This is a genomic window from Maribacter aquimarinus (assembly GCF_047345505.1).
Taxonomy (GTDB): Bacteria; Bacteroidota; Bacteroidia; order Flavobacteriales; family Flavobacteriaceae; genus Maribacter.
Genome location: NZ_JBLFEO010000011.1, coordinates 122,476 through 144,571 on the forward strand (window position 1 = coordinate 122,476; position 22,096 = coordinate 144,571).

22 protein-coding genes are annotated in these 22,096 nt (G+C 51.5%); 7 read left to right on the forward strand and 15 right to left on the reverse strand.

Annotated elements, in window-relative coordinates; all coding sequences use genetic code 11:
- Window positions 1–7: 7 nt before the first annotated feature.
- From rplW to rpsL, 7 genes are all read right to left on the reverse strand, one after another.
- Complete coding sequence (rplW, locus tag ACKWCC_RS10065; protein ID WP_413995802.1) at window positions 8–298, reverse strand: 50S ribosomal protein L23; 291 nt, start codon at window positions 296–298, stop codon at window positions 8–10.
- A gap of 6 nt (window positions 299–304) precedes the next feature.
- Window positions 305–934 (reverse strand): 50S ribosomal protein L4, encoded by a 630-nt coding sequence (gene rplD / locus ACKWCC_RS10070; protein WP_413995803.1) that lies wholly within the window; start codon window positions 932–934, stop codon window positions 305–307.
- A complete protein-coding gene (gene rplC, locus ACKWCC_RS10075; RefSeq protein WP_413995804.1) occupies window positions 934–1,551 on the reverse strand; it encodes a 50S ribosomal protein L3 in 618 nt (205 codons plus the stop codon). Before rplC ends, rplD begins: the two co-directional genes overlap by 1 nt.
- A gap of 221 nt (window positions 1,552–1,772) precedes the next feature.
- On the reverse strand, window positions 1,773–2,078 hold the full coding sequence (rpsJ, locus tag ACKWCC_RS10080; RefSeq protein ID WP_007094989.1) for a 30S ribosomal protein S10: 306 nt from the start codon (window positions 2,076–2,078) through the stop codon (window positions 1,773–1,775).
- 9 nt (window positions 2,079–2,087) lie between these two features.
- A complete protein-coding gene (gene fusA, locus ACKWCC_RS10085) occupies window positions 2,088–4,220 on the reverse strand; it encodes an elongation factor G (RefSeq protein ID WP_413995805.1) in 2,133 nt (710 codons plus the stop codon).
- A 6-nt stretch (window positions 4,221–4,226) separates the two neighbouring features.
- The gene (gene rpsG, locus ACKWCC_RS10090; protein ID WP_413995806.1) at window positions 4,227–4,703 is read right to left on the reverse strand and encodes a 30S ribosomal protein S7; all 477 of its coding nucleotides are present in this window, start codon (window positions 4,701–4,703) and stop codon (window positions 4,227–4,229) included.
- Window positions 4,704–4,724: 21 nt separating this feature from the next.
- The gene (rpsL, locus tag ACKWCC_RS10095; RefSeq protein WP_413995807.1) at window positions 4,725–5,099 is read right to left on the reverse strand and encodes a 30S ribosomal protein S12; all 375 of its coding nucleotides are present in this window, start codon (window positions 5,097–5,099) and stop codon (window positions 4,725–4,727) included.
- A gap of 588 nt (window positions 5,100–5,687) precedes the next feature.
- On the opposite strand from rpsL, the gene ACKWCC_RS10100 reads away from it, so the two are divergent.
- From ACKWCC_RS10100 to rlmB, 4 genes are all read left to right on the forward strand, one after another.
- On the forward strand, window positions 5,688–6,602 hold the full coding sequence (locus ACKWCC_RS10100; RefSeq protein WP_413995808.1) for a carboxypeptidase-like regulatory domain-containing protein: 915 nt from the start codon (window positions 5,688–5,690) through the stop codon (window positions 6,600–6,602).
- A 90-nt stretch (window positions 6,603–6,692) separates the two neighbouring features.
- Entirely contained in the window at window positions 6,693–8,867 is a 2,175-nt protein-coding gene (locus tag ACKWCC_RS10105; protein WP_413995809.1) for a TonB-dependent receptor domain-containing protein, read from the forward strand.
- 10 nt (window positions 8,868–8,877) lie between these two features.
- Entirely contained in the window at window positions 8,878–10,245 is a 1,368-nt protein-coding gene (locus ACKWCC_RS10110) for a SusD/RagB family nutrient-binding outer membrane lipoprotein (RefSeq protein WP_413995810.1), read from the forward strand.
- Window positions 10,246–10,311: 66 nt separating this feature from the next.
- Window positions 10,312–11,046, forward strand: a complete 735-nt coding sequence (gene rlmB, locus ACKWCC_RS10115) for a 23S rRNA (guanosine(2251)-2'-O)-methyltransferase RlmB (RefSeq protein WP_413995811.1) — start codon at window positions 10,312–10,314, stop codon at window positions 11,044–11,046.
- Here rlmB and ACKWCC_RS10120 read toward each other — a convergent pair.
- Complete coding sequence (locus ACKWCC_RS10120) at window positions 11,041–11,796, reverse strand: rhomboid family intramembrane serine protease (protein WP_413995812.1); 756 nt, start codon at window positions 11,794–11,796, stop codon at window positions 11,041–11,043. The genes rlmB and ACKWCC_RS10120 overlap by 6 nt on opposite strands.
- A 141-nt stretch (window positions 11,797–11,937) precedes the next feature.
- Here ACKWCC_RS10120 and ACKWCC_RS10125 point away from each other — a divergent pair, with 141 nt between their 5' ends.
- The gene (locus ACKWCC_RS10125; RefSeq protein WP_413995813.1) at window positions 11,938–13,215 is read left to right on the forward strand and encodes a replication-associated recombination protein A; all 1,278 of its coding nucleotides are present in this window, start codon (window positions 11,938–11,940) and stop codon (window positions 13,213–13,215) included.
- A 212-nt stretch (window positions 13,216–13,427) separates the two neighbouring features.
- On the opposite strand, the gene ACKWCC_RS10130 is transcribed toward ACKWCC_RS10125, so the two are convergent.
- The 7 genes from ACKWCC_RS10130 to ACKWCC_RS10160 form a co-directional block, all read right to left on the reverse strand.
- Window positions 13,428–14,300: a hypothetical protein gene (locus ACKWCC_RS10130; protein WP_413995814.1), complete on the reverse strand. Its 873-nt coding sequence runs from the start codon at window positions 14,298–14,300 to the stop codon at window positions 13,428–13,430.
- 88 nt (window positions 14,301–14,388) lie between these two features.
- Window positions 14,389–15,828 carry a DUF5723 family protein gene (locus ACKWCC_RS10135; RefSeq protein WP_413995815.1) on the reverse strand — a complete coding sequence of 480 codons (1,440 nt, stop codon included), beginning with the start codon at window positions 15,826–15,828 and terminating at the stop codon, window positions 14,389–14,391.
- On the reverse strand, window positions 15,825–16,373 hold the full coding sequence (locus ACKWCC_RS10140; protein WP_413995816.1) for a hypothetical protein: 549 nt from the start codon (window positions 16,371–16,373) through the stop codon (window positions 15,825–15,827). Before ACKWCC_RS10140 ends, ACKWCC_RS10135 begins: the two co-directional genes overlap by 4 nt.
- A 58-nt stretch (window positions 16,374–16,431) precedes the next feature.
- Window positions 16,432–17,121, reverse strand: a complete 690-nt coding sequence (locus tag ACKWCC_RS10145) for a YjjG family noncanonical pyrimidine nucleotidase (RefSeq protein ID WP_413995817.1) — start codon at window positions 17,119–17,121, stop codon at window positions 16,432–16,434.
- The gene (locus tag ACKWCC_RS10150; RefSeq protein ID WP_413995818.1) at window positions 17,114–18,409 is read right to left on the reverse strand and encodes a polysaccharide deacetylase family protein; all 1,296 of its coding nucleotides are present in this window, start codon (window positions 18,407–18,409) and stop codon (window positions 17,114–17,116) included. The genes ACKWCC_RS10145 and ACKWCC_RS10150 overlap by 8 nt, the downstream gene beginning before the upstream one ends.
- Entirely contained in the window at window positions 18,410–19,108 is a 699-nt protein-coding gene (gene radC, locus ACKWCC_RS10155) for a RadC family protein (RefSeq protein WP_413995819.1), read from the reverse strand. It abuts the gene before it with no gap.
- A gap of 89 nt (window positions 19,109–19,197) precedes the next feature.
- On the reverse strand, window positions 19,198–20,559 hold the full coding sequence (locus ACKWCC_RS10160; protein ID WP_413995820.1) for a UDP-N-acetylmuramate--L-alanine ligase: 1,362 nt from the start codon (window positions 20,557–20,559) through the stop codon (window positions 19,198–19,200).
- Window positions 20,560–20,667: 108 nt separating this feature from the next.
- Here ACKWCC_RS10160 and ACKWCC_RS10165 point away from each other — a divergent pair, with 108 nt between their 5' ends.
- Together ACKWCC_RS10165 and ACKWCC_RS10170 are read left to right on the forward strand one after the other, a co-directional pair.
- The gene (locus tag ACKWCC_RS10165) at window positions 20,668–21,210 is read left to right on the forward strand and encodes a hypothetical protein (protein WP_413995821.1); all 543 of its coding nucleotides are present in this window, start codon (window positions 20,668–20,670) and stop codon (window positions 21,208–21,210) included.
- A 469-nt stretch (window positions 21,211–21,679) separates the two neighbouring features.
- The gene (locus tag ACKWCC_RS10170) at window positions 21,680–22,045 is read left to right on the forward strand and encodes a type II toxin-antitoxin system RelE/ParE family toxin (protein ID WP_413995822.1); all 366 of its coding nucleotides are present in this window, start codon (window positions 21,680–21,682) and stop codon (window positions 22,043–22,045) included.
- Window positions 22,046–22,096 lie beyond the last annotated feature (51 nt).

Here is a 22,096-nt window from a genome sequence, read left to right on the forward strand (position 1 = left end):
CTTGTCTTTATAGATTACTGTAAAAATCGATCACATCACCTTCAACCACATCCACAATGGCCTTTTTAGTGGCATTGGTCTTTCCGTGCTGCACGCCGGTCTTGGTGTACCTGGTCTTGCGGTCCGGGCCGTAGTTCATGGTACGCACCTTCTTTACCGCAACACCGTAAGTGGACTCCACGGCCTCCTTGATCTGTAGCTTATTGGCCCTTGTATCTACGTAAAATCCAAAGCGGTTGTTCAACTCGCCCTCGGCCGTCATCTTTTCCGTTATGATTGGTTTTATCAACACACGCATGGTCTTCTACTTGTTTAGATTTGATTCAATTGCTTCAAGGGACCCTTCGGTGAAGACGACCGTATTCGCATTCATAATTTTATAAGTACTTAATTCTGAGGTTGTTACAACGTCAGAACCCTTAAAATTACGCGAAGACAAATATACGCCTTTATTTAAATCGCCCAACACTATGAGCGACTTTTTGTTCTCCAGTCCCAAGGCCTTTAAGATGGCAATGAAATCCTTGGTCTTGGGGGTGTCGAAATCAAAATTTTCTATGACGGTAACCGCCTTCTCCTTGGTCTTGAGACTCAAGGCCGATTTACGGGCCAACCGCTTTAGACCTTTGTTGAGCTTTTGGGTGTAATCCTTGGGCCTTGGTCCAAAGATCCTGCCCCCGCCGCGGAAGATGGGCGATTTGATGCTGCCGGCCCTTGCGGTCCCGGTTCCCTTCTGCTTCTTGATCTTTCTTGTACTCCCCGCAATCTCCCCTCTCTCCTTGGCCTTGTGGGTTCCCTGACGCTGGTGGGCCAGGTACTGCTTTACATCCAAATAAACGGCATGGGTGTTGGGCTCAATTGCGAAGACACCGTCCGAAAGGTCTGCCTTACGGCCCGTGTCTTTTCCCTGTATATCTAAAACTGCTACCTTCATTACTTCTCAATAGTTACGTAAGCGTTCTTATGTCCAGGAACACAACCTTTTACCACCAAAAGATTCTTTTCTGGAACTACTTTCAGCACTCTCAGGTTTTGTACCGTTACACGATCGCCACCCATACGGCCGGCCATGCGCATTCCCTTGAAAACTCGCGCGGGATAGGATGCGGCCCCTATGGATCCAGGTGCACGCAAACGGTTGTGCTGGCCGTGCGTTGCCTGGCCAACCCCTCCAAAACCGTGTCTTTTTACCACCCCTTGGAATCCCTTTCCCTTGGAGGTGCCAATGACATCCACAAATTCGCCTTCCGCGAACACGTCAACACCAAGGGTGTCTCCCAATTTAAAATCACCTTCAAATCCTTGGAACTCAACGACCTTTTTCATGGGAGAGCTGCCTGCCTTCTTAAAATGACCGATCTCGGCCTTATTGGCACGCTTTTCTGCCTTGTCATCGAAACCAAGCTGAAGGGCATTGTACCCGTCCACCTCTTCGGTTCTGACTTGGGTAACCACGCATGGCCCAGCCTGAATGACGGTGCAGGGAATGTTCTTCCCGTTCTCGTCAAAAATACTGGTCATGCCCACTTTCTTTCCTATTAACCCAGACATACGTATTATATTAATTACTTATTTATTAAAACTCACTTCAAAAAAATAGGGCCAAAATAATTTAACCCTAAATTATTTTTTTCCGTTTTTCCCTTGCTCGCGGCTCGGGACATGTTAGGCCTAATTCCTGTTCAGGACCTCTTCCTTTTTGCAAGAACCGTTTATACCGTGACCAGGGCACCGAAGTCCCTTCCGGGAACGGCCCTGCCAGACAAACAGCCTTACACCTTGATCTCCACTTCCACACCACTGGGCAACTCCAGCTTCATCAAGGCATCAATGGTCTTGGATGAAGAACTGTAAATGTCCAACAGGCGCTTGTAGGAACTCAACTGAAACTGCTCCCTGCTCTTTTTGTTCACGTGCGGGGAACGCAGTACGGTAAATATCTTCTTGTGCGTGGGCAAAGGAATGGGACCCGTTACCACCGCCCCGGTTGTCTTTACCGTTTTCACGATCTTCTCGGCAGACTTGTCCACCAGGTTGTGATCGTACGACTTTAACTTTATTCTAATTTTTTGGCTCATTTCCTTTTATTATGCGGTTACACCTTTGGCTGCCTTGATCACTTCCTCAGAGATGTTGCTGGGCGTTTCTGCGTAGTGCGAGAATTCCATCGTGGAGGTGGCCCGTCCGGAGGAGAGGGTCCTCAATGCCGTTACATAACCGAACATTTCAGACAGGGGAACGTGGCCCTTGACCACTTTGGCCCCGGCACGATCGCTCATATTGCTAATGGTTCCACGCCTACGGTTCAAATCGCCCACAATGTCTCCCATGTTTTCTTCCGGGGTAATGACCTCGATTTTCATGATGGGTTCCATAATGACGGCGCCCGCAGCTTTTCCGGCCGCTTTGTATCCCAATTTGGCGGCAAGTTCAAAGGAAAGGGCATCAGAATCCACGGGGTGGAAAGAACCATCCTTGAGCACCACTTTCATCGTGTCCATTTCGTAACCGGCCAATGGACCGTTCTGCATGGCGGCGGCAAATCCTTTTTCCACGGAAGGGATAAATTCCTTGGGGATACGACCTCCTTTGATCTCATCCACGAATTGTAGCCCTGTGCCTTCAAAATCCTCATCGGCGGGCCCCATTTCAAAGACAATGTCCCCGAATTTACCACGACCACCGGACTGCTTTTTATAAACCTCCCTATGGGCGGCCGTTTTGGTAAGCGCCTCTTTGTACTCCACTTGTGGCTCTCCTTGGTTCACCTCTACCTTGAACTCGCGTCGCATACGGTCCACGATGATGTCCAAGTGAAGCTCTCCCATTCCAGAGATGATGGTCTGCCCTGAGGCCTCATCGGTCTTTACCTGAAAAGTGGGGTCTTCCTCGGCCAACTTGGCCAAGGCCATGCCCATTTTATCCACATCCACCTTGGTCTTGGGCTCCACCGCAATACCGATCACGGGATCAGGGAAGTCCATACTTTCCAAGACAATGGGGTGCTTTTCGGCAGACATGGTGTCTCCGGTCTTGATGTCCTTGAAACCAACGGCGGCCCCAATGTCACCGGCTTCGATAAAGTCAATGGCATTCTGTTTGTTGGAGTGCATTTGGTAGATCCGGGAAATGCGTTCTTTTTTCCCAGACCGATTGTTAAGAATGTAGGATCCGGCTTCCAAACGACCGGAGTAGGCCCTGAAAAAGGCCAAACGGCCCACAAAGGGATCGGTGGCGATCTTAAACGCCAGTGCCGCAAAAGGCTCTTTTACATCTGGCTTGCGCGTCTCCTCTTTACCCGTGTCCGGATTGACACCAACAATGTTGTCCCTGTCCAAGGGAGAGGGAAGGTAACGGCATACGGCATCCAACAAAAACTGTACGCCCTTGTTCTTGAACGAGGAACCGCACACCATGGGGATAATGGCCATGTCCATAACGGCGGCCCTTAACGCGGCGTGCACCTCTTCCTCGGTGATGGAGTTTTCATCTTCCATGAACTTCTCCAACAAATTTTCATCATAAGTGGCCACTTCCTCAATGAGCAGGGCACGGTACTTGCGCACCTCTGCCTTCATCTCCTCGGGAATGTCCACCACATCAAAGGTAGAGCCATAGTTTTCATCGTGCCACACAATGGCCCGGTTCTTTACCAAGTCCACAATGCCCTTGAAATCGGCCTCATCGCCAATGTTCAATACAATGGGCACCGCATTGCTCTTCAACATTTCCTTGACCTGGTTGCAAACGCCCAGGAAATTGGAACCTTGGCGGTCCATCTTGTTCACGAAGCCAATTCTTGGCACCTTATAGTTGTCTGCCAACCTCCAGTTGGTCTCGGATTGGGGCTCCACACCGTCCACGGCGCTAAAAAGGAACACCAAGCCATCCAAAACCCTAAGGGAACGGTTTACCTCCACGGTAAAGTCCACGTGACCGGGAGTGTCAATGATGTTAAAATGGTAGTCCTGCGCATCTGCCGTGGGCTGGCCGTTCTCCATGGGAAAGGTCCAGTCACAGGTAGTGGCCGCAGAGGTGATGGTAATACCGCGTTCTGCCTCTTGCTCCATCCAGTCCATGGTGGACGCACCATCATGCACCTCCCCTATTTTATGGGAAACACCGGTGTAGAACAAAATTCGCTCTGTAGTGGTGGTCTTGCCGGCATCAATGTGGGCCGCAATCCCTATATTTCTTGTAAGTTTTAAATCTCTTGCCATGGTTTCCTAAAATCTAAAGTGGGAGAATGCTTTGTTGGCCTCGGCCATTTTATGGGTATCCACCCTTTTCTTCACGGCAGCACCCTCTTCCTTGGCAGCGGCCAAAATCTCTGCCGCCAATTTTTGGGACATCCCTTTTTCGTTACGCTTGCGCGAGTAGCTGATGAGCCATTTCATGGCCGTGGATATCTTCCGGTCCGGCCTGATCTGCATGGGTATCTGGAAGGTGGCGCCGCCCACCCTTCTGCTGCGCACTTCCACGTGCGGCATCACATTGCTCAAAGCGTCTTTCCAAAGCTCCAGGGCGGTTTTCTCCTCGTCCGTCTTTTTTTCCTCGACAATGTCCATTGCTCCGTAAAAAACACTGAACGCCACTGACTTCTTACCGTCCCACATCATCATGTTCACAAATCGGGTCACCAATTGGTCGTTGAACCTTGGATCCGGCAGAAGCGGTCTCTTTTTTGCCTGTTTTTTTCTCATTTCTTCTTCTTGAAAAGTTTACTACTTCTTAGGTCTCTTTGCTCCGTACTTAGATCGCCGCTGTGTCCGGCCCGCTACACCTGCGGTATCCAGGGCACCCCTGACAATATGGTATCTAACACCGGGCAAATCCTTGACCCTTCCGCCCCTTACTAATACTATCGAGTGCTCTTGGAGGTTATGTCCTTCCCCGGGTATGTAAGCGTTCACCTCCTTACCGTTGGTAAGCCGCACCCTTGCCACCTTGCGCATGGCAGAGTTTGGTTTCTTGGGCGTAGTGGTATAAACACGCGTACAGACTCCCCTTCGTTGCGGACAGGAATCCAAAGCAGCCGATTTACTCTTCTTAGCAATTGTGGACCTTCCTACTCGTACTAATTGTGAAATTGTTGGCATACTATATTATAATGTATAAAATTCCCCCTCTGTTTAAGGGTCGGCAAATGTAGTAATATTTCATAGAAATTCAAATCCTACCTGTTTTATTTTCAAACTTTTTACCGGGACGCGGCCCGCGGGTCCGGACCACCAAAGCGGCGACCTTCCCGAAAACGACCATCGGTTCCATCTTCCAACCCAAGGACACCACTTTAAGTGGTCCCAGACCAACTTGGCCCACCGTGCTCGCCTTCCAAAAGGAAAAAAACCGGGCTCCGTACCCCATCCACCAAAAAAATCACGGTAAAAACCCTTGTTGAAAACTAATGCCGGAGCTTGGTTCTGAACCAAGGCCGCGGGGCCAAAGCGGGCCGTTTTGCCCACCGTGCAAATTCCGGACATTTCCATTGTTTTGCAGCATTGGCAGTTTTAACGCCCCAAAAGTGGGCGACCCACAAAACGGCCACCCCGCCACCCTTCAATTCTTAAAAATCAAGACAATCCTTAAAATTTTACTAATTTAAGTTTGGTTTTTTAACACATAATTGTGACTTTTGGCGATAGCTAATTCAAATAACTTTAAAAACGAGAACAAAACTAAATGGATTGTTAACGCTGTTTTTGGCGTTGATTGTGCAGATGTCCTTTGCACAGGAGAAAACGGTATCCGGTACGGTTACCGACCAAGATGGGCTCCCCCTCCCAGGGGTGAACATCGTGGTAGAGGGCACGACCAGCGGTACCCAATCTGATTTTGATGGCAACTATGCCATTAAGGCCTCGCCGGGGCAAACGCTTTTGTTTACCTATGTGGGCCAGAAAGATGAGCGCCGTGCCATAGGTGCGGGTAATACAATCAATGTGCAAATGGAAGAAGATGCCGAGGCCTTGGAAGAGGTTGTGGTCACAGCCTTGGGCATCAAGAGGAAATCGAGGGAGCTCAGTTACGCCACCCAAACGGTTGACGCTGAAGAGATTGCAAACACAAATGAGGTAAATTTGGCCACGGCACTTGCTGCGAAAGCTGCCGGTGTGCAGGTTACGGGCAGTTCGGGTTCCGTAGGGGCCTCCACCAACATTCGTATTCGCGGAAACACCTCAATAAACAGGACCAACAGTCCTTTGTTTGTGGTTGATGGCGTGCCCATTGACAACTCTTCCTCCCAAAATGGAGTTGGTGGGGTGGACAACTCCAACCGGGCAATAGACATCAATCAAAACGATATTGCCTCCATGGAGATTCTCAAGGGCATTGCAGCACAAACGCTTTACGGACTTAGGGCGGCCAATGGTGTAATACTTATTACAACAAAGTCTGGGCAAGAAGGGAAGCCAAGAGTGACCGTCTCGAGCAATGTGGCGTTTTCCAATGCAAATCAGTTCCCCGATCTTCAACAGGAATATGCACAGGGGAGACCTGTAGGGGGCGAACTTACCTGGAGAGGCCCTGACACCGCAGAGGGCTTTAGTTGGGGGCCCGCCATTTCCAGTTTAGAATTTGATGGCAGTGATTATGCCTAAGACCGTGGAGGTAGGCTTGTGCCAGCGGGCACGGGGAATGGAGTTCCTGCAAGGGCCTACGACCCCTTGGAGTTTTTCACAACAGGGGTTTTGACCGACCTCAATGTCTCCGTAAGCGGTGGAACCAAAAAGTTGAGCTACTTCGTTTCCGGAGGTAAATTGGACCAGACCGGAATCACTCCTTTGGAACAGTTTGGAAGAAAATCATTTAGGTCCAACATCAGCGCTGAACTTACCGATAAGTTTTCCATCGATGTTTCCGGAACCTACATTAACTCGGGCGGCAGAAGGAACCAAAGAGGTTCCAACGTATCGGGAATAATGTTGGGGCTTCTGCGAACAACCCCCACTTTTGACAACAGTAACGGGGCGGGAGCCTCAGCAGTGCTGGATCCAGCAACCTACCAACTACCCGATGGTACACAGCGCAGCTACAGAGCTGGCGTTTACGACAGTCCGTATTGGACGGTTGTCAAGAACCCAACATTTGACGATGTAAACCGCTTTATAGGCAATTTTCAATTCAACTACAACCCAACGGACTGGCTGACCATTCGAGGACTTTATGGGTATGACCGTTTTACGGACTCTAGAAAGTCTGGTCTGGACGTGAACTCAGCCGGAAATGCCATAGGGCAACTACAAGATCGGGACGAAAGTAATGAAGACATCACCAGTCAGCTGCTCTTTTTGATTAACAAGGATTTGAGCGATAAGTGGAACTTTGGGGCTACCTTTGGCTATGATCAATATAGAAATAGAAGGCTAGCGAGAACCACCAATGGGTTTGGGCTTACCATACCGGGCTTTTTTCATGTTTCCAATACGGCGACCCAAACAAATTTTGAAAATTATGGGCAACGGGAGCTAAGGGGATTGCTTTCCAATATAACATTGGGATACAACAATCTGCTCTTTGTGAACGGGTCTTTCCGTAATGATTGGTCTTCTACCCTACCCAGTGACAACAACAGTTTCCAAAGCTATGGTGTAGGGGGTAGTTTTGTCTTCTCGGAATTATTCCAGACCAGAGGTAATTGGTTTAATTTTGGTAAACTAAGGGGGTCATGGGGACGTAACGGAAACGATGCCCCTGCGTTCGCCACGGATACGTATTACGGTACGGGTTCAGCCGGGGGTGATGGGTTCATAGATAACAACGTTTTCCCATTGTTCGGCCAAGTCGCCTTTGAGCGTTCTTCTTTATTGGGAAACAACCAAATAACTCCAGAACTAACTACTGAATACGAAATAGGTGCCGAATTTAGGTTTTTTGACAGCAGATTGAACCTAGATGTAGCCTATTATGATAGGACGACAGAAGACCAAATCATAGAAGTAAGTCAACCGGCCACAACTGGCTTTACCAATAGAACCATAAATGCCGGTGTCATTTCAAACACTGGATGGGAAATATCCGCAGACATCATTCCAGTGCGTACCGAGAACTTTAGATGGAACGTGAACCTGAACTATACAGCTATGGAAAATGTGGTCGAAGAGCTTGTTGAAGGGATAGAACCCATTTTACTGGCCGGTTTTACGTCTACTTCTTCAAGGGCGGTGCCAGGAGAATCATACGGAGCTATATTTGGCAACCGTTGGTTAAGGGATGAGAACGGAAACCAGTTGATAGATGCCTCCAATGGTTTGGCCATCGCAGACCCAACGAATGGAGTCATTGGTGATCCAATACCAGACTTTACCCTGGGGGTGAGGAACACATTTAGCTACAAAAACCTAAGCCTCACCACTCTTTTTGATTATCGTTCCGGTGGGGATGTTTGGTGCGGAACCTGTGGCATTTTGGACTATTTTGGAACCTCACAAGCTACCTCGGATCTCAGGGAAACCTCCTACGTTGTGGATGGCATAACGGCCAACTTCACGAATGGAACCTGGGTTCCCACGGGACAGCAGAACACCACCTCCGTACCGTACGCCGATCCGGCCGGTGGCCTGGGAGCAAACCGATGGGTACGCTACGGTTTTGGTGGTGTTGCAGAGGATTATGTCTTTGATGGTTCTTTCTTTAAATTGCGCGAGGTGGCGCTCACCTACAACATACCCACGCGCTTTGTTGAAAGAGCAGGAATCTCGAATGCTTCCATCACGGTGGCGGGGAGAAACCTTCTATTGATAACAGACTACCCAGGCATTGATCCTGAAACAAATCTTTCCGGAGATTCCAACGGTATTGGACTTGATTATTTCAACCAACCCTTTACCGAAAGTTATTCTTTGGCGCTTAAAGTAACCTTTTAAAAATTGAATAATGAAAAATATATATAACAAAGCATTCCTATTCTTTGCAAGTATAGCTTTGGTGGTCTCTTGTAGTGATTTTGGAGATACGAACCTAGACCCAGGACGTCCTGGTGGTGAAAATGTTAGCCTTGTGGCCATAACACCCACCATGCAAACACAAACGCACAGAAACTTGGTGGCCGCCGCCGGACGTTTGGCAGGTATATTTACACAGCAGTACGAAGGGTTTGATGCACAACAAGTAGCGTTTACCCAATATGCGGTGGATGAAGGAACTCTCGCGAACTTTTGGGAATTTGGTCTGTACACAGGCTCTATGAGGGATTGTGTGGATATGATCGAAAGGGCCAATGTGCAAGGAGATGTTCCCCACACAAGAGGTATCGCTAGAATTTATCTGGCGGTGAACCTAGGTCTGGCAACCAATTTTTGGGGCGACATACCCTACACGGAGGCATTTTTGGGTGCAGAAAACCTTTCACCGACCTATGATAGCCAGGAAGCCATTTACGAAACCATTCACGAACTATTGGATGGTGCCATAGCAGACTTTGGTCAATCTGACCCTCAGGGCCCGTTGGGAGATTTGGTTGGGACCGATTGGATTGCCACCGCTCATGCCTTGAAGGCCAGATATTATCTACAATTGACAAAGAGAGACCCTAATGCCGCGGATAAAGCATTGAATGAATTGGCGCAGGCTTTTGACAGTAATGCAAGCTCTCCCGTATTTGCCTTTGAAGGATCACCCAACGGAGGAAATCCATTAGCTTTGTTTGGAATTCAAAGACCAAACACAATGGTTATTGCACCCTTTTTTGCTGATCTGATGGAGGGAGACCCTCGTAAGGACAGCTATATGGTCACCACTGATGATGGAACGTCGCTCTATTATCAAAACAACAATCCCAATTTGTTTTGGGCCCAGTTTGCTTCACCCTCAACTTTGATTTCATACGCCGAAGTTAAGTTCTTAGAGGCAGAGGCGCTCTTAAGAACGGGTGGAGATGCGCGCACCGTACTTGAAGAAGCCATTACGGCCAATATGGAGTTCATTGGTATAGGAGCGGCGGATATAACGGCCTATTTGGGAACTGTGGCCGGCGCTGACTTGGAGACCATTATTGTAGAGAAATACAAGGCAATGTATGGTTCAAACCCTGTTCAAACTTGGAACGATTTTAGACGTACGGGTTTTCCTGAACTGACCCCCAACCCGGAAGGCGTGAATGGATCCAATCCCTCTGGTGTGGTTCCCAGACGCTTCCTCTATCCAGATTCTGAACGCCTGGCTAACAATGCAGCATATGAAGCAGCAATTTCAGCCCAGGGAGGGCACCTTTTGGACGTGGACCTATGGGCCTTCGAAGATTAAAAAAATACCTTTTTCCAAAAAAAAGCCGCTCAACGTTGAGCGGCTTTTTATTTACCTTTGCCCCCTATGGAAAAATCTTCCCAAATCTACGGCATCCGGGCCATTATGGAGGCTGTGCGGGCCAACACTGAAATTGACAAGGTGTTTTTGCAAAAGGGCCTCAAGGGCGATCTAATGCGCGAATTGGAGCAGCTGTTGCGCAAAAATGACATTACCTTGGCCTATGTGCCCGTTGAAAAGCTGAACAGGCTCACCAAGGACAACCACCAGGGCGCGGTGGCCAATGTATCGCCCATACGCTTCCATACCTTGGAGCAATTGATGGAGCTGGTGGAAAAGAAGACTTCCCCGGCACTCATCTTACTGCTGGACCAGCTTTCCGATGTGCGCAACTTTGGGGCCATTATAAGAACGGCGGCCTGCACCGGCGTGGATGGCATTGTGATCCAAAGGAAAGGGGCGGCACCGGTCACTGCGGACACCATAAAGACCTCCGCGGGGGCGGCCTTTACCGTGCCCATTGTAAAAGTGGGGCATCTCAAGGACGCGGTGTTCTTCATGCAGGCCTCCGGCATCCAGGTGGTGGCCGCGACGGAAAAAGCAGAAAAAACCGTCTATGACATTCCCCTTACGGCACCCACCGCCATCATCATGGGGGCAGAGGATAGGGGCATCAGTCCGTCCATGCTCAAAGCCGCGGACCATTTGGCAAAGCTGCCGCTCCTGGGCAATATTGGCTCCTTGAACGTTTCCGTGGCCTGTGGGGTGCTCTTGTACGAAGCGGTGCGGCAGCGGTCATGAGCCGTCCTTCCCATTGGGCCGGGACCTTTTCTCCCGATACACATACCTAATGGTAATGGGTTCCTCTTGATCCGTGGGCTCCTCGGGCAGCCGCTCCACAAAATTTCCCTGTTCGTCAAAATGCTTTAAAAAGGGATCGTTCTCCTCATTGTAGCCCTCTTTCTCCCAGGCGTACTTTTTGGCGGAGACCACGGGGTTGGCGGTGGCCAACGCCAAGACAATGCCCACCAGAAAACCGGCCAGGTGCCCCTCCCAGGACATCCCTTCCTTTACGGGAAAAATATACCACAACAGGCTTCCGTAAAGAAAGACCACAATGAGCGAAAGGGCCACCAACCGGTAATACTTGGTAAAGATGCCCTTAAAGAAAATGAAACTGGCCAACACATAGATGAGCCCACTGGCACCAATGTGGTAAGAGGGCCTGCCTATGCCCCAGGTAATGAGGCCGGACAAGAACAGGCCCCACAGCAGTACCTTCCAGGCCTTGCTGTTGTAAAAGTAGAAGAGCATGGCGGTGAGCACGGCCAGGGGTATGGTATTGTTGTACAGATGTTTTAGCGATCCGTGAATGAACGGACTGAACACAATGCCCCTGAGCCCCTTTAAGGTGCGCGGCGCAATGCCCCAATGGTTCAGGTTCCAGCCAAAGGAGAGCTCCGCCCAGTACACGCTCCAAATCAGGAGCACCAGAAAGAGGGGCACCAAAAGCACCCTGGCCGAATAGTTGAACCCGTTGATCTCTTGCATCCTATTTCACTTGAACCACCACCTACAACTTCGGTACCAAAAATGGCCCATCGGTTACTTTGTCAGTGGGGCGGCCCCACCAGTTGGTCAGATTTCCCTTCTTAAACTTTCAAAAAGACAACTTTATTATACTTTTACCCTATGAACGAACCTCTGGCCGAAAGGGTACGCCCCAAAACCCTGAAAGAATACATTAGTCAGCACCACCTCATCGGGGCCCAGGGTGCCCTGACCCAACAGATCAAGAACGGGACCATACCCTCCCTGATCCTGTGGGGCCCGCCCGGTACGGGGAAGACCACCTTGGCCCACATCATCGCCGAAGAGAGCAAGCGGCCCTTTTATGTGCTCAGCGCCATTAACAGCGGCGTGAAGGACATACGGGAGGTGATCGACAAGGCGAAGCAGGCGGGCGGACTCTTTACCACCAAAAACCCCATTTTGTTCATCGATGAGATCCACCGCTTCAGTAAATCGCAACAAGATTCGCTCTTGGCGGCGGTGGAACGGGGCTGGATCACCCTGATCGGTGCCACCACCGAAAACCCCAGTTTTGAGGTGATTCCGGCACTGCTCTCCCGCTGCCAGATCTATATTCTCAACGCCTTTGGCAAGGAAGACCTGGAAACCTTGCTGCACCGGGCGATGCGCGAGGATTCCGTTTTGCGGCAAAAGGAGATCACCCTCAAGGAGACCGAGACCCTGCTGCGGCTCTCGGGCGGCGATGGAAGAAAACTGCTGAACATTTTTGAACTGGTGATCAACTCCGAGGCATCGGACCGGATCGAGGTCACGGACGCCATGGTGCAGGCCAAGGTACAGCAGCACACGGCCCTTTATGACAAAACGGGCGAACAGCACTACGATGTGGCATCGGCCTTTATAAAATCCATCCGGGGCAGTGACCCCAATGCCGCGGTCTATTGGCTGGCGCGCATGATCGAAGGCGGGGAAGACGTAAAGTTCATTGCCAGAAGGTTGCTCATTGCCGCCTCCGAGGACATTGGCCTGGCAAACCCCACGGCCCTGGTCATGGCCAATACCACCTTCCAGGCCGTGAGCGCCATTGGCTACCCCGAGGCCCGCATCATCCTGAGCCAATGCACCATTTACCTGGCCACCAGCGCCAAGAGCAACGCCAGCTACCAGGCCATTGGAAAGGCCCAAAAACTGGTGCGGGAGACCGGGAACCTGCCCGTGCCCCTATCCTTGCGCAACGCCCCCACCCAGTTGATGAAGGACATTGGCTACGGAAAGGACTACCAATACGCGCACGATCATGCCAACAACTTTGTGGATGCAGAATTTTTGCCGGAGGACATCAAAGGACAATCGCTCTACAAACCGGGCCAGAACGCCAGGGAAAATGCGCTTCGGGATTTCCTGAAAAAACGCTGGAAGGACAAGTACGACTTCTGAAAATGAGGTTGTTAATGGGTTTGGTTGCCCGTGGGGCTTTAGAGGCAAAGGGCAAGAACAGAGCACAGAGAACAAAGAAGCTGGATTTGCCGTAAAGTAGGGACAAGAGACAAGAATCAGGAATCAAGATTTTGTACCTGATACTTCGTACTCAGTACTCTGTACTCAGTACTCCGTACTCAAAACTTCGCACCCAACAAAGAAAATCAACTTTAAAATTTCACCTTAAGGGCCTCTTGCACCAAGGTACCTTGATCGTAGTATTCAAAAATCCAGGTATCGCCCTTTTTGTGGACAAGGCCCTGCTTTTCTCCAGATTGGGCCATGTAAACCTCTTTGATGGAGCTCTTTTGCAAACGCATTTTTACGCTGGGCGTCCTATCCACCAACTGGTAGCCGTTGGGAAGTGACTGGGCGTACCAGATATCTTCGGGCCTGGGCTTTTTGATCTTCAGGTCGTTCACTTTGTTGGCCGGGGCCATTTTTATGGATTCGGACACCACCGGCTCCCTGCTTTCGTACAACTGCTGGTCTTCGGTGGCCTTCTGGGTAACGTTGGCATCCACGTTCTTGGCCTTCTTAAGGTTGGGGGTCTTGTCCTTTACCTCCTTCACATCGTTTCTGAAATTTAGGGTCACGGGCTTGGCCGGAACATCCTTTTCGGTGTAGGTATGGTCCATTGCGTCAAAAGTGCTCATGGCGTCCCTGAGGGCTTCCCCGTAAGAAAGGGCATACTCCTTCTCCCGGCTTCGGCCCTCCTTGGTGGTGAGCACGGTCTTGCCGTGACAATCCTTTAGCGCAATGGCCGTTTTGGTGGTGAACATCCCGGAATTGTCCTCAATGTTGGCGCTAAGGCCCAAACAGGGATCGCTCATCAAATCTTCCGGACGCTCATCATCATAAACTGCCAAAAACCCTTTTTCGGCAAAAAGAAACTTGAGCAGGGTACTGGTCTTGTGCTCGTTTACGCTCTTAAAAGCCTCGAACTTCTTGGGAATGATGATGTATTTGTAATCATTGAGGTTTTCTTGGGCCTGTGCCATCATAGCCGTAAGGATCAATACTAAGGATAGTGTGGTTTTCAAACTTGTCATTTTTCAGATTCAAACTAAGCAATGAAATAAGCGTGCCAAATTTTTTTTTGGACGAAACGCCCTGGCCGGGCGGCACCACTCACCGACCCCCCCAAGATATGATATTTAATCCTAACTGAAAAGATGCGTAGTGGCTGGCCGCCAAATTCCGGTAAGACAGCAGGTTGTTGGCCAGGGCGTAAAAATGGACGGGGCCGGCCTGTAGGCTAAGTCCCAACCCTATATTGGTGTAGCTGAACCTGTCCACGGTGTAGGTGGTCTTGAGGGAAAGCACATGGCCCAACCGCCGCTGGTAGAACCCCGTGAGCGCGGCTTGCGGCCCCCTGGGCCTATTGATCACAAAAAGTTGCGCGCCCAGGGAGTTCCGGTACTTTGGCAAACGGCCAGAGGCGGCGGCGCCCATGATGTCGCAGTCACAATTTTGCCGGGCACTGCCCACCATTTGGCCAAAACCGTGCCTAATGGAACCGTACAATCTTGTGGGCCTAAAGGTGAGGTAGCCGGTTCTCTTGGTCTGGAAGGGCACTTTGGCCTCCACCTCGTCCACCAGTTCCTGCCAAAAATCCCGGTCCAGGTCTATAAAGTCCTCAATGGCATCCAGTTCAATGCCTTCCACGGTGGCGGCCCCTTTCAGGGAATAGCGCTCCACGTCTCCCCGGTGGTAGATGAAGCCCAGGTCCAAAAGGCTTCCCGTGACCACGGTACGGTCTCCCAGGGCGTGGGAGAAACCCAGGTCGAGCCCCAGCCCAAGGTCCCCGCCAAAAAAAGTGCGCCTTATCATGGTGCTGGCCAGTCCGGGGCCATCTTCCGCTGCCCTGATATCGTTGAGGCCGGACGTGCGCAGGTTCATGTCCGCGCTTATGGTGGTGGCCAAGGTGTTGTTCTGGCCGGGAACGTTCACAAAAAAACCGCGGTTTCGCGTGGCGTTCAGGTCCAGGATGCCAGCGTAGAACTTGCCCCTTGCGCCCACGGTGAGCTTGCGGCCCATTTTTTTGTTGATGCCAAAATGCATCACGTTCATCACGGTGCCCCGGGCCTTGAGGTGCCCCAGATCATACCGCCGGCCCACTTGGCCGGCATTGCCGTCCACAAAAAAAGAGGCCAGGTCTTGGGGCCAATAGGCAATATGGTCCATTTCAAGATAAGCCCCAAAAGAATAGAAGATGTTGGGATCGGCGCTGCGAAACCCCCCACTGAGCCACTCCAACTGCGCGTTGCCCAGAAAGGCATCGTTGGGGTCCAGGGCATTGAGCATGCGTTCCCTGAACTTAAGGTTAAAGTCCACCCCGTCATTGGCAAAAATGTCGTTCAGGGCCACGCCGTTGGAGCCCGCATGGCCCGAGATCCCGGACAACAAGGGTAGGCCGGCGTACCATTTGTAATCGGTCTGCATGCCGGGATTGAGCATCAATGCCTGGGGCACTTCAAGAAAATCGTACAGCAGGGGCTTGTTCTGCCCAACGGAAAGCACCGTGGCCAAGAGAAAGAGCACCAGCAAGGGTCTGCACTGCCCCCTCATTTAAACCTAAAGGTAAAGCGCCCCGTGGAACGTAGGACTATGGCGGCCCTATCAATGGGCGATTCCGTGATGTTGTCCCCCAAGTTCTGGCCACTGATGCGCACCGTGGTGGTATTGCGCAGAATGTCCAGCGGGGCACCGGTGGGGCCGTAATTGACCTCCCGGGTCATGGTGGCCGCGGGTGGGGCCGCCGGCAAGTTAAACTCCTGTACATCGAGCGCATTGCCATCAACATCCAAAAAAGAAAGCGAAAAGGCAATGGGCTTGCTGGTGGTGTTTTCCAGATGGTAGGCAATGGTGCCCTCCAGCACCCGATCGGCAAAAAAGGGCGCCTCAAAAGCATCAAAATTAAAGTCTTGGCTGTAAAACTGCACTCCACTGATCCTGTTGATCAGGCTCTCCTGGGTGCGCACATAGACAATGCTCGCCTCCAGTTCCGGACGCAGCTGCAGGTCCTCATACTGATCAAAATCCAGTTCTTCGGAGCAGGCGCCGATCAAGAAGGGAACAGCGGCCAAAAGAAAAAGGCGCAGCAATGGCTTCATAAACTTCTTTTTGTACCGGTGCGGTGCTTGTTGGCCCCACCGACCACTAAGGATAACTCTATAAATACCTTTTTATTTCCTTTAGTTCCCGAATCATGATGGCATGGTCATGGCCAGGCTCCCCGTGGGCGTTAAAGTGCAGGGCGTGCATGCCCAGGGCCTTTGCCCCCAAGATATCTGCCTCCAGACTGTCACCGATCATCAGGGAGCGCTGCGGAACGGCCCGGCTGCGCTCCAGTGCCATCTCGAAAATGCGGGGGTGCGGCTTTTTGGCCCCGGCCACCTCGGCATCGATCACATGCTCAAAATACATGTCAATGCCCGAATTCTTGAGTTTTTTGGCCTGTATTTCCTGGAAACCATTGGTAATGATGTGCAAACGGTACTTGGGCCTGAGGTAGTTGAGCACCTCCGTGGCGTGTGGAAACAGGTGTCCGTAGGTAGAGAGCTGGGCAATGTAATCTGCCGCCAATTGGTTAATGGTGCCGTCGGGGACGGTGATGCCCAAAGTGTCAAAGACCGACTTCAACCGCTCGTACCGCAGGTTTTCCTTGCTAATGCGCTCTTCCCGGTACATTTTCCAGTACCGAATGTTGGCCGGCACGTACACCTCCAGGAAAGCCGGCAGGTCAATGTCCATTTGCCGCTGTTCAAAAATGGTTTCAAAGGTCAGCGCGGAATTCCGCTCAAAATCCCAGAGGGTATGGTCCAAATCGAAAAAAACATCTTTGATCAAATCTCTATACATGGTATTTTTTTAAGCATTGGTGGTAGAGCTCCATCCATCCCAGTCCTTCTTCATCGCCCAAAAGCTCGTTTGAGAAAACGGTGATGAAATCCCCGCCCACTTTTTTTACCTCGTGGTACAGGGCATCCAGGCGCATCTTGGCCCGCTCTTTGGTGCCCAGGGACCTAAAGGTGTAGTCATGGGCGGCAAAGGGGTGCACTTTTATGGGCTGTTGCAGTTCCAGGGGAATATCATAGAAAAAAAAGGGGGTGCAAGTGCCGGCCCTAAAGCCCATCTCGTGGGTATAGCCCATGGTATAGTCCCTGGTGAACTCCGCGGCCACCAGGTTGCGGTAGGTCTCGGGCACGGCCAAGCGGTTGTAGCGCATTCTACTGCGGTTCAGGGGGCGGTGCACCACCTGCTCCAACTGCTGTTTTTCTTTCTGCAGCAGTTCCAGGTCGTCGAACGAGCTGTAGGAGGCGGCGAGGGACACCACCCCGTAATCTGCCACCTGCTTGATCAGGGCCTTGAAACGGTTGTTGTTTATGGACACGTTCTTATCGAACCGGGAGTAGTCCGCGAACTGGAAAAAGAAAATACTGTGCACCCCCAAGGACCGGTGCCATTGTATGAGCTGGGCAAAATTGTCGTACGGATCTTTAATGAGGTTTAGCCAAACGCCCAAACGCTGCCCCACCCTGCGCAATTTCAGGGTGGCGGCGTCCAGGAAGAGGCCAGATATGCCCCGGATCACCCCTTTGTAGGCGTAACAGTGCGAGGTGGTCACGTCTATGACCGAGGTAAAGCTGTACTGCCTTGGCCCGGGCAGCATTTCCGGAAACCGTTCCCTGAGGAGCTCCAAGACCCTATGGGCCCAGATATCCACCACCGGACGCTGTAGAAAATGGTGCTCGTGGGCCAAGCTGGCCTTTGGGGAGAACCGCCCGTGGGCATCCTTTTCGTGGGGCAGGTATTCCTCATACCGGCTCAACAGGTAAAAGCTGGCCGCAAACACGTCATAGGGCAGGGCGCTGCGCCCGCCCGTGGCAAAAAAACAGGGCACGCCATCCCATTGGGAGACCTCTATGTGCACCGGTTCCGTGCCTTGGGCAAAGAGCAGGTCTGCGCTCTGCACAAAAAACTCGTTCTGCAAGGGTTGCCTGGTATAGGTGATCTTGGGGCCGGTGTGCCTTATGAACTCCTCCACCGTGGCGGTAAAGGCCACCTCCAGGCCCAAGATCCCGGTAAAGAGCTGGCGCATGACATAGCTTACGCGCGGGGTGACCTTATGGGTGTAGATGAGCAACATTTAGAGCAAGGAATTGTCTGCAAAGCTATAATAATCCTGTTGGGTAACGATAATGTGGTCCAGCACCTTTAGGTCCAGCACCTTTGTCGCGGCGGCCACCTTTTCCGTGATCTGTTTGTCCGCCGCACTGGGGCGCAGCGTACCGGAGGGGTGGTTGTGGGCCAAAATGAGGGCCACGGCGCCCAGCTGCAGCGCCTGTTTCATGATGAGGCGTATATCTACCAAGGTGCCCGTAATGCCCCCTTTGCTCAATTGCGCCTTGTGCATGACCTTGTTGCTGTTGTTCAGGTACAAGATCCAGAACTCCTCATGCCCCAGATCGCCCAAAATGGGCTGCAACAGCTCAAAAACATCCCGGCTACTGCCAATTTTGGCCACCTTGGCCGCCTCTTCCGCTCTACGGCGCCTACCCATTTCCAGGGCGGCCGCAATGGACACGGCCTTGGCCTCCCCTATGCCCTTGAACTTCATGAGCTCTTTCACGGAGCGTTTTCCCAGATCGTTAAGATTATTGTCCACGGAGGCCAAAATGCGCTTGGAAAGTTCCACGGCACTTTCCGATCGGCTGCCCGACCCTATGAGAATGGCAATGAGCTCCGCGTCCGAAAGCGCGCCAAGGCCCTTTTGCAGCAGTTTCTCCCGCGGCCGATCGTCATTGGCCCAGTGCTTTATGGAAAATGAGGTGGTCTTTCCTTTCATTGGCTAAAGATAGCGAAGAAAACCATGGCATGCCCCTTTGCCCCGTGCAACCGGGGCGGGACCCCGCCAAGATGGCCCCGGGGCCACCACTATTCTCCCTGGATCTTAGCGGTTACCCGGTCCAGGTCCAAGCCGCCGTAGGTGCCCGAGCTCATAAAGAGCAGCACCGTGTCCCTGTACTGGCCCTGCAGCACCTCTTGGGAGAAAGAGGGGGCATCGGTAAAGACCTTGAGGTCCTCGCGGCCAAAGGCACCGGTAACCTGTTGGGGCGTTACCGCTTTTAGCTTCTTTATGGCCACGGACTCCGGCAGGTAGAAGACCACGGCCCGATCGGCGGCATCCAGGGCGCCGCGGTACCCTTTTAAGAACTCCGGATCAAAGCTGCTGTAGGTGTGCAGCTCCAAAAAGGCAATGACGGTCTTGTCCGGGTACTGCTCTTTCACGGCCCGGGTCGTGGCCCTTACCTTACTGGGCGCATGGGCAAAATCCTTGTAGGCCAGGTTGCCCCCGCCCTGGGCCAGGAGCTCCAAACGTTTGGAGGCCCCTTTAAAGGTGGCAATGGCCTCATAGAAATCTTCCTCGTCCACGCCCATGTTCTGGCAGATCCATTTGGCACCGGCCAGATTGCTCAGGTTGTGCTGCCCAAAAACCGCCATGGGCATGGGGCCCTCCGGGGTTTCCAAAAAGGTCTCCCCATCATGCACCTGGTACGGGGGCGTGGCATAGCCCAGCTTCCGAATGGTGTTCTCCGAAGCCTCCACCACCTCCACCACGGTTTTGTCCTCCAGGTTGTAGGTAATGCTGCCGCCCTTTACAATACTGTCCACAAAAATGCGGAACTGCTCCACATAGGCCTCAAAAGTGGGGAAGACATTTATGTGGTCCCAGGCAATGCCGCTCAGCAGGGCTATGTTGGGCCGGTAGAGGTGAAACTTTGGCCTGGGGTCCAGGGCAGAGGAGAGGTACTCATCGCCCTCCAGCACCATAAAGTCGTTCTCCTCGGTGAGGTGCACCATACGGTCAAAACCCTCCAGTTGCGCGCCCACCATATAGTCCACCGGGCGCTCATGATAGTTTAGCACGTGCAGCACCATGGAGGTAATGGTGGTCTTGCCATGGCTTCCGCCAATGACCACGCGCGTCTTGTCCTTGCTCTGCTCGTAGAGAAATTCGGGGTAAGAGTAGATCTTTAGGCCCAGTTCCAGCGCCCGGAGCAGCTCCGGATTATCGGCCTTGGCGTGCATTCCCAAGATCACGGCATCCAGGGAGGCCGTGATCTTGTCCGGGTACCAGCCAAAGGCCTCGGGCAGCAGTCCCTTTTGGGCCAACCTTGTCCTGGACGGCTCAAAGATCACATCATCGCTCCCCGTTATTTGGTATCCCTTGGCGGCCAGGGCCAGGGCCAAATTGTGCATGGCGCTCCCGCCAATGGCAATGAAATGAACCTTCATACTATCTCTTTTGGGGCCCAAAGATAGGCATTGCACAGGGTATCTCTAAAATGGCCAATTCTTTTTATCTTCACCGCACCGCCCTACCCTAAAGAAAAACAATCTGTTGTGAAAAAGAACATCAAAGCACTCGTTAAGGAAATCGTTCCCATAATTCTGGGCATTCTCATAGCCCTGTACATAGACAATTGGAACCAAAACCGAAAAGACCAAAAATACGTGGACCAAATGATCGCCTCCATGGACAAAGAACTGGAAGAGAGCCTTGAAGACATCAAAAAAACCTTGCCGCAGCAAACCACCCTGATCGATTCCCTGGCTTTTTATGGCAAAGATGAACAAGTCTCCATCTTCGATGTCATGATGAAAGCCAACGGTATTCACCTGCCCTCCATAAAGACCACCTCTTGGAAGGCCATTTCCACTTCAAAGCTAGAACTGATGGCTTACAAAAGAATAAGGACCATGACCCAGATCCAGGAGCAAAAAGAAAACATGTTGGCAAAATGCCGGCTATTAATGGATTTCACGTACCAGAACATAAAGGAGACCGACAGTGAAAAAAAAGAGCTCGTTGGTATTATGATGCAGGACATCATGGTTTCGGAAAGGGACCTGCAAGCCGAAATCGAGGCCATCTTGGAAGACTGATGCCCCCTTTTGCCCAAGTCGCCGTGGCTTGGGGCAAGGCACAAGGGAAACCACTGGTACGGCCAAAAGGGGCATAGCTCTGGGCGTTCCCTGCGGGCCGGGCTATGCGCTGCAAGTCCGCGCTCGTGCCTCGCTGTGGGCTTTACGCTCCTATCCCTAACGCGGGCCCCGGGGCTTGCCAGGTGCCTGTGGTTGGGACCGCTTTCGGTGTTGCAGTGGTGGCCCTCATGCTTGGTTGGGCCAAGATGCCACCGAGACCGTTGGAAGGGATGCCAAAATGGCCCATAGCGGCAGCACGAACACCAAAAGTTTTGTTATCTTGTGCGTATAATGGGTGTGTGGTCAATGATCATATACCTACGTTGCCATTAATACTCTAAAATCCGTCTTCGCATCAAAATTTAGGAATGAAATTTGCTTAATGTTGTCTAATTAGCTAACCTTGTGTGAAATTAAAAGTTGAGCAGATTTGAGTGAATTCAATCGGAAAATCGAAATCTATAAGAATCACTTTTGGGATTTTTATAATAAACAGAATAAAAAAGTACAGGACAAAATCGACTGGACAGTAACATTAGTCCAAACGAACAAAATTGTGCCTGAAAAGTATTTTAAGCATTTAACCAAAACTGATGGACTTTGGGAAATTCGAGTTTCTGCCAACAATGGAATATTTAGAATATTCTGCTTTTTTGATAAAGGGAATTTAGTTGTCTTATTGAGTGGATTTCAAAAGAAAACACAAAAGACACCAAAATCGGAAAGTAAAAAACCACACCTTCTTAGAAGGTGGCTTTGGCTAGCCCCCATAGGGGGCGTCCCGGGCAAGTCCTAAAAATCGAATCTTTGCTGATGATCCTCGACTTTCTTCTCCTCACTCTCCTGG

Coding starts and splice junctions, on each gene's coding strand:
- rplW (WP_413995802.1), bottom strand. CDS start 298: ATGCGTGTGTTGATAAAACCAATCATAACGGAAAAGATGACGGCCGAG.
- rplD (WP_413995803.1), bottom strand. CDS start 934: ATGAAGGTAGCAGTTTTAGATATACAGGGAAAAGACACGGGCCGTAAG.
- rplC (WP_413995804.1), bottom strand. CDS start 1,551: ATGTCTGGGTTAATAGGAAAGAAAGTGGGCATGACCAGTATTTTTGAC.
- rpsJ (WP_007094989.1), bottom strand. CDS start 2,078: ATGAGCCAAAAAATTAGAATAAAGTTAAAGTCGTACGATCACAACCTG.
- fusA (WP_413995805.1), bottom strand. CDS start 4,220: ATGGCAAGAGATTTAAAACTTACAAGAAATATAGGGATTGCGGCCCAC.
- rpsG (WP_413995806.1), bottom strand. CDS start 4,703: ATGAGAAAAAAACAGGCAAAAAAGAGACCGCTTCTGCCGGATCCAAGG.
- rpsL (WP_413995807.1), bottom strand. CDS start 5,099: ATGCCAACAATTTCACAATTAGTACGAGTAGGAAGGTCCACAATTGCT.
- ACKWCC_RS10110 (WP_413995810.1), top strand. CDS start 8,878: ATGAAAAATATATATAACAAAGCATTCCTATTCTTTGCAAGTATAGCT.
- rlmB (WP_413995811.1), top strand. CDS start 10,312: ATGGAAAAATCTTCCCAAATCTACGGCATCCGGGCCATTATGGAGGCT.
- ACKWCC_RS10120 (WP_413995812.1), bottom strand. CDS start 11,796: ATGCAAGAGATCAACGGGTTCAACTATTCGGCCAGGGTGCTTTTGGTG.
- ACKWCC_RS10125 (WP_413995813.1), top strand. CDS start 11,938: ATGAACGAACCTCTGGCCGAAAGGGTACGCCCCAAAACCCTGAAAGAA.
- ACKWCC_RS10135 (WP_413995815.1), bottom strand. CDS start 15,828: ATGAGGGGGCAGTGCAGACCCTTGCTGGTGCTCTTTCTCTTGGCCACG.
- ACKWCC_RS10140 (WP_413995816.1), bottom strand. CDS start 16,373: ATGAAGCCATTGCTGCGCCTTTTTCTTTTGGCCGCTGTTCCCTTCTTG.
- ACKWCC_RS10145 (WP_413995817.1), bottom strand. CDS start 17,121: ATGTATAGAGATTTGATCAAAGATGTTTTTTTCGATTTGGACCATACC.
- ACKWCC_RS10150 (WP_413995818.1), bottom strand. CDS start 18,409: ATGTTGCTCATCTACACCCATAAGGTCACCCCGCGCGTAAGCTATGTC.
- radC (WP_413995819.1), bottom strand. CDS start 19,108: ATGAAAGGAAAGACCACCTCATTTTCCATAAAGCACTGGGCCAATGAC.
- ACKWCC_RS10160 (WP_413995820.1), bottom strand. CDS start 20,559: ATGAAGGTTCATTTCATTGCCATTGGCGGGAGCGCCATGCACAATTTG.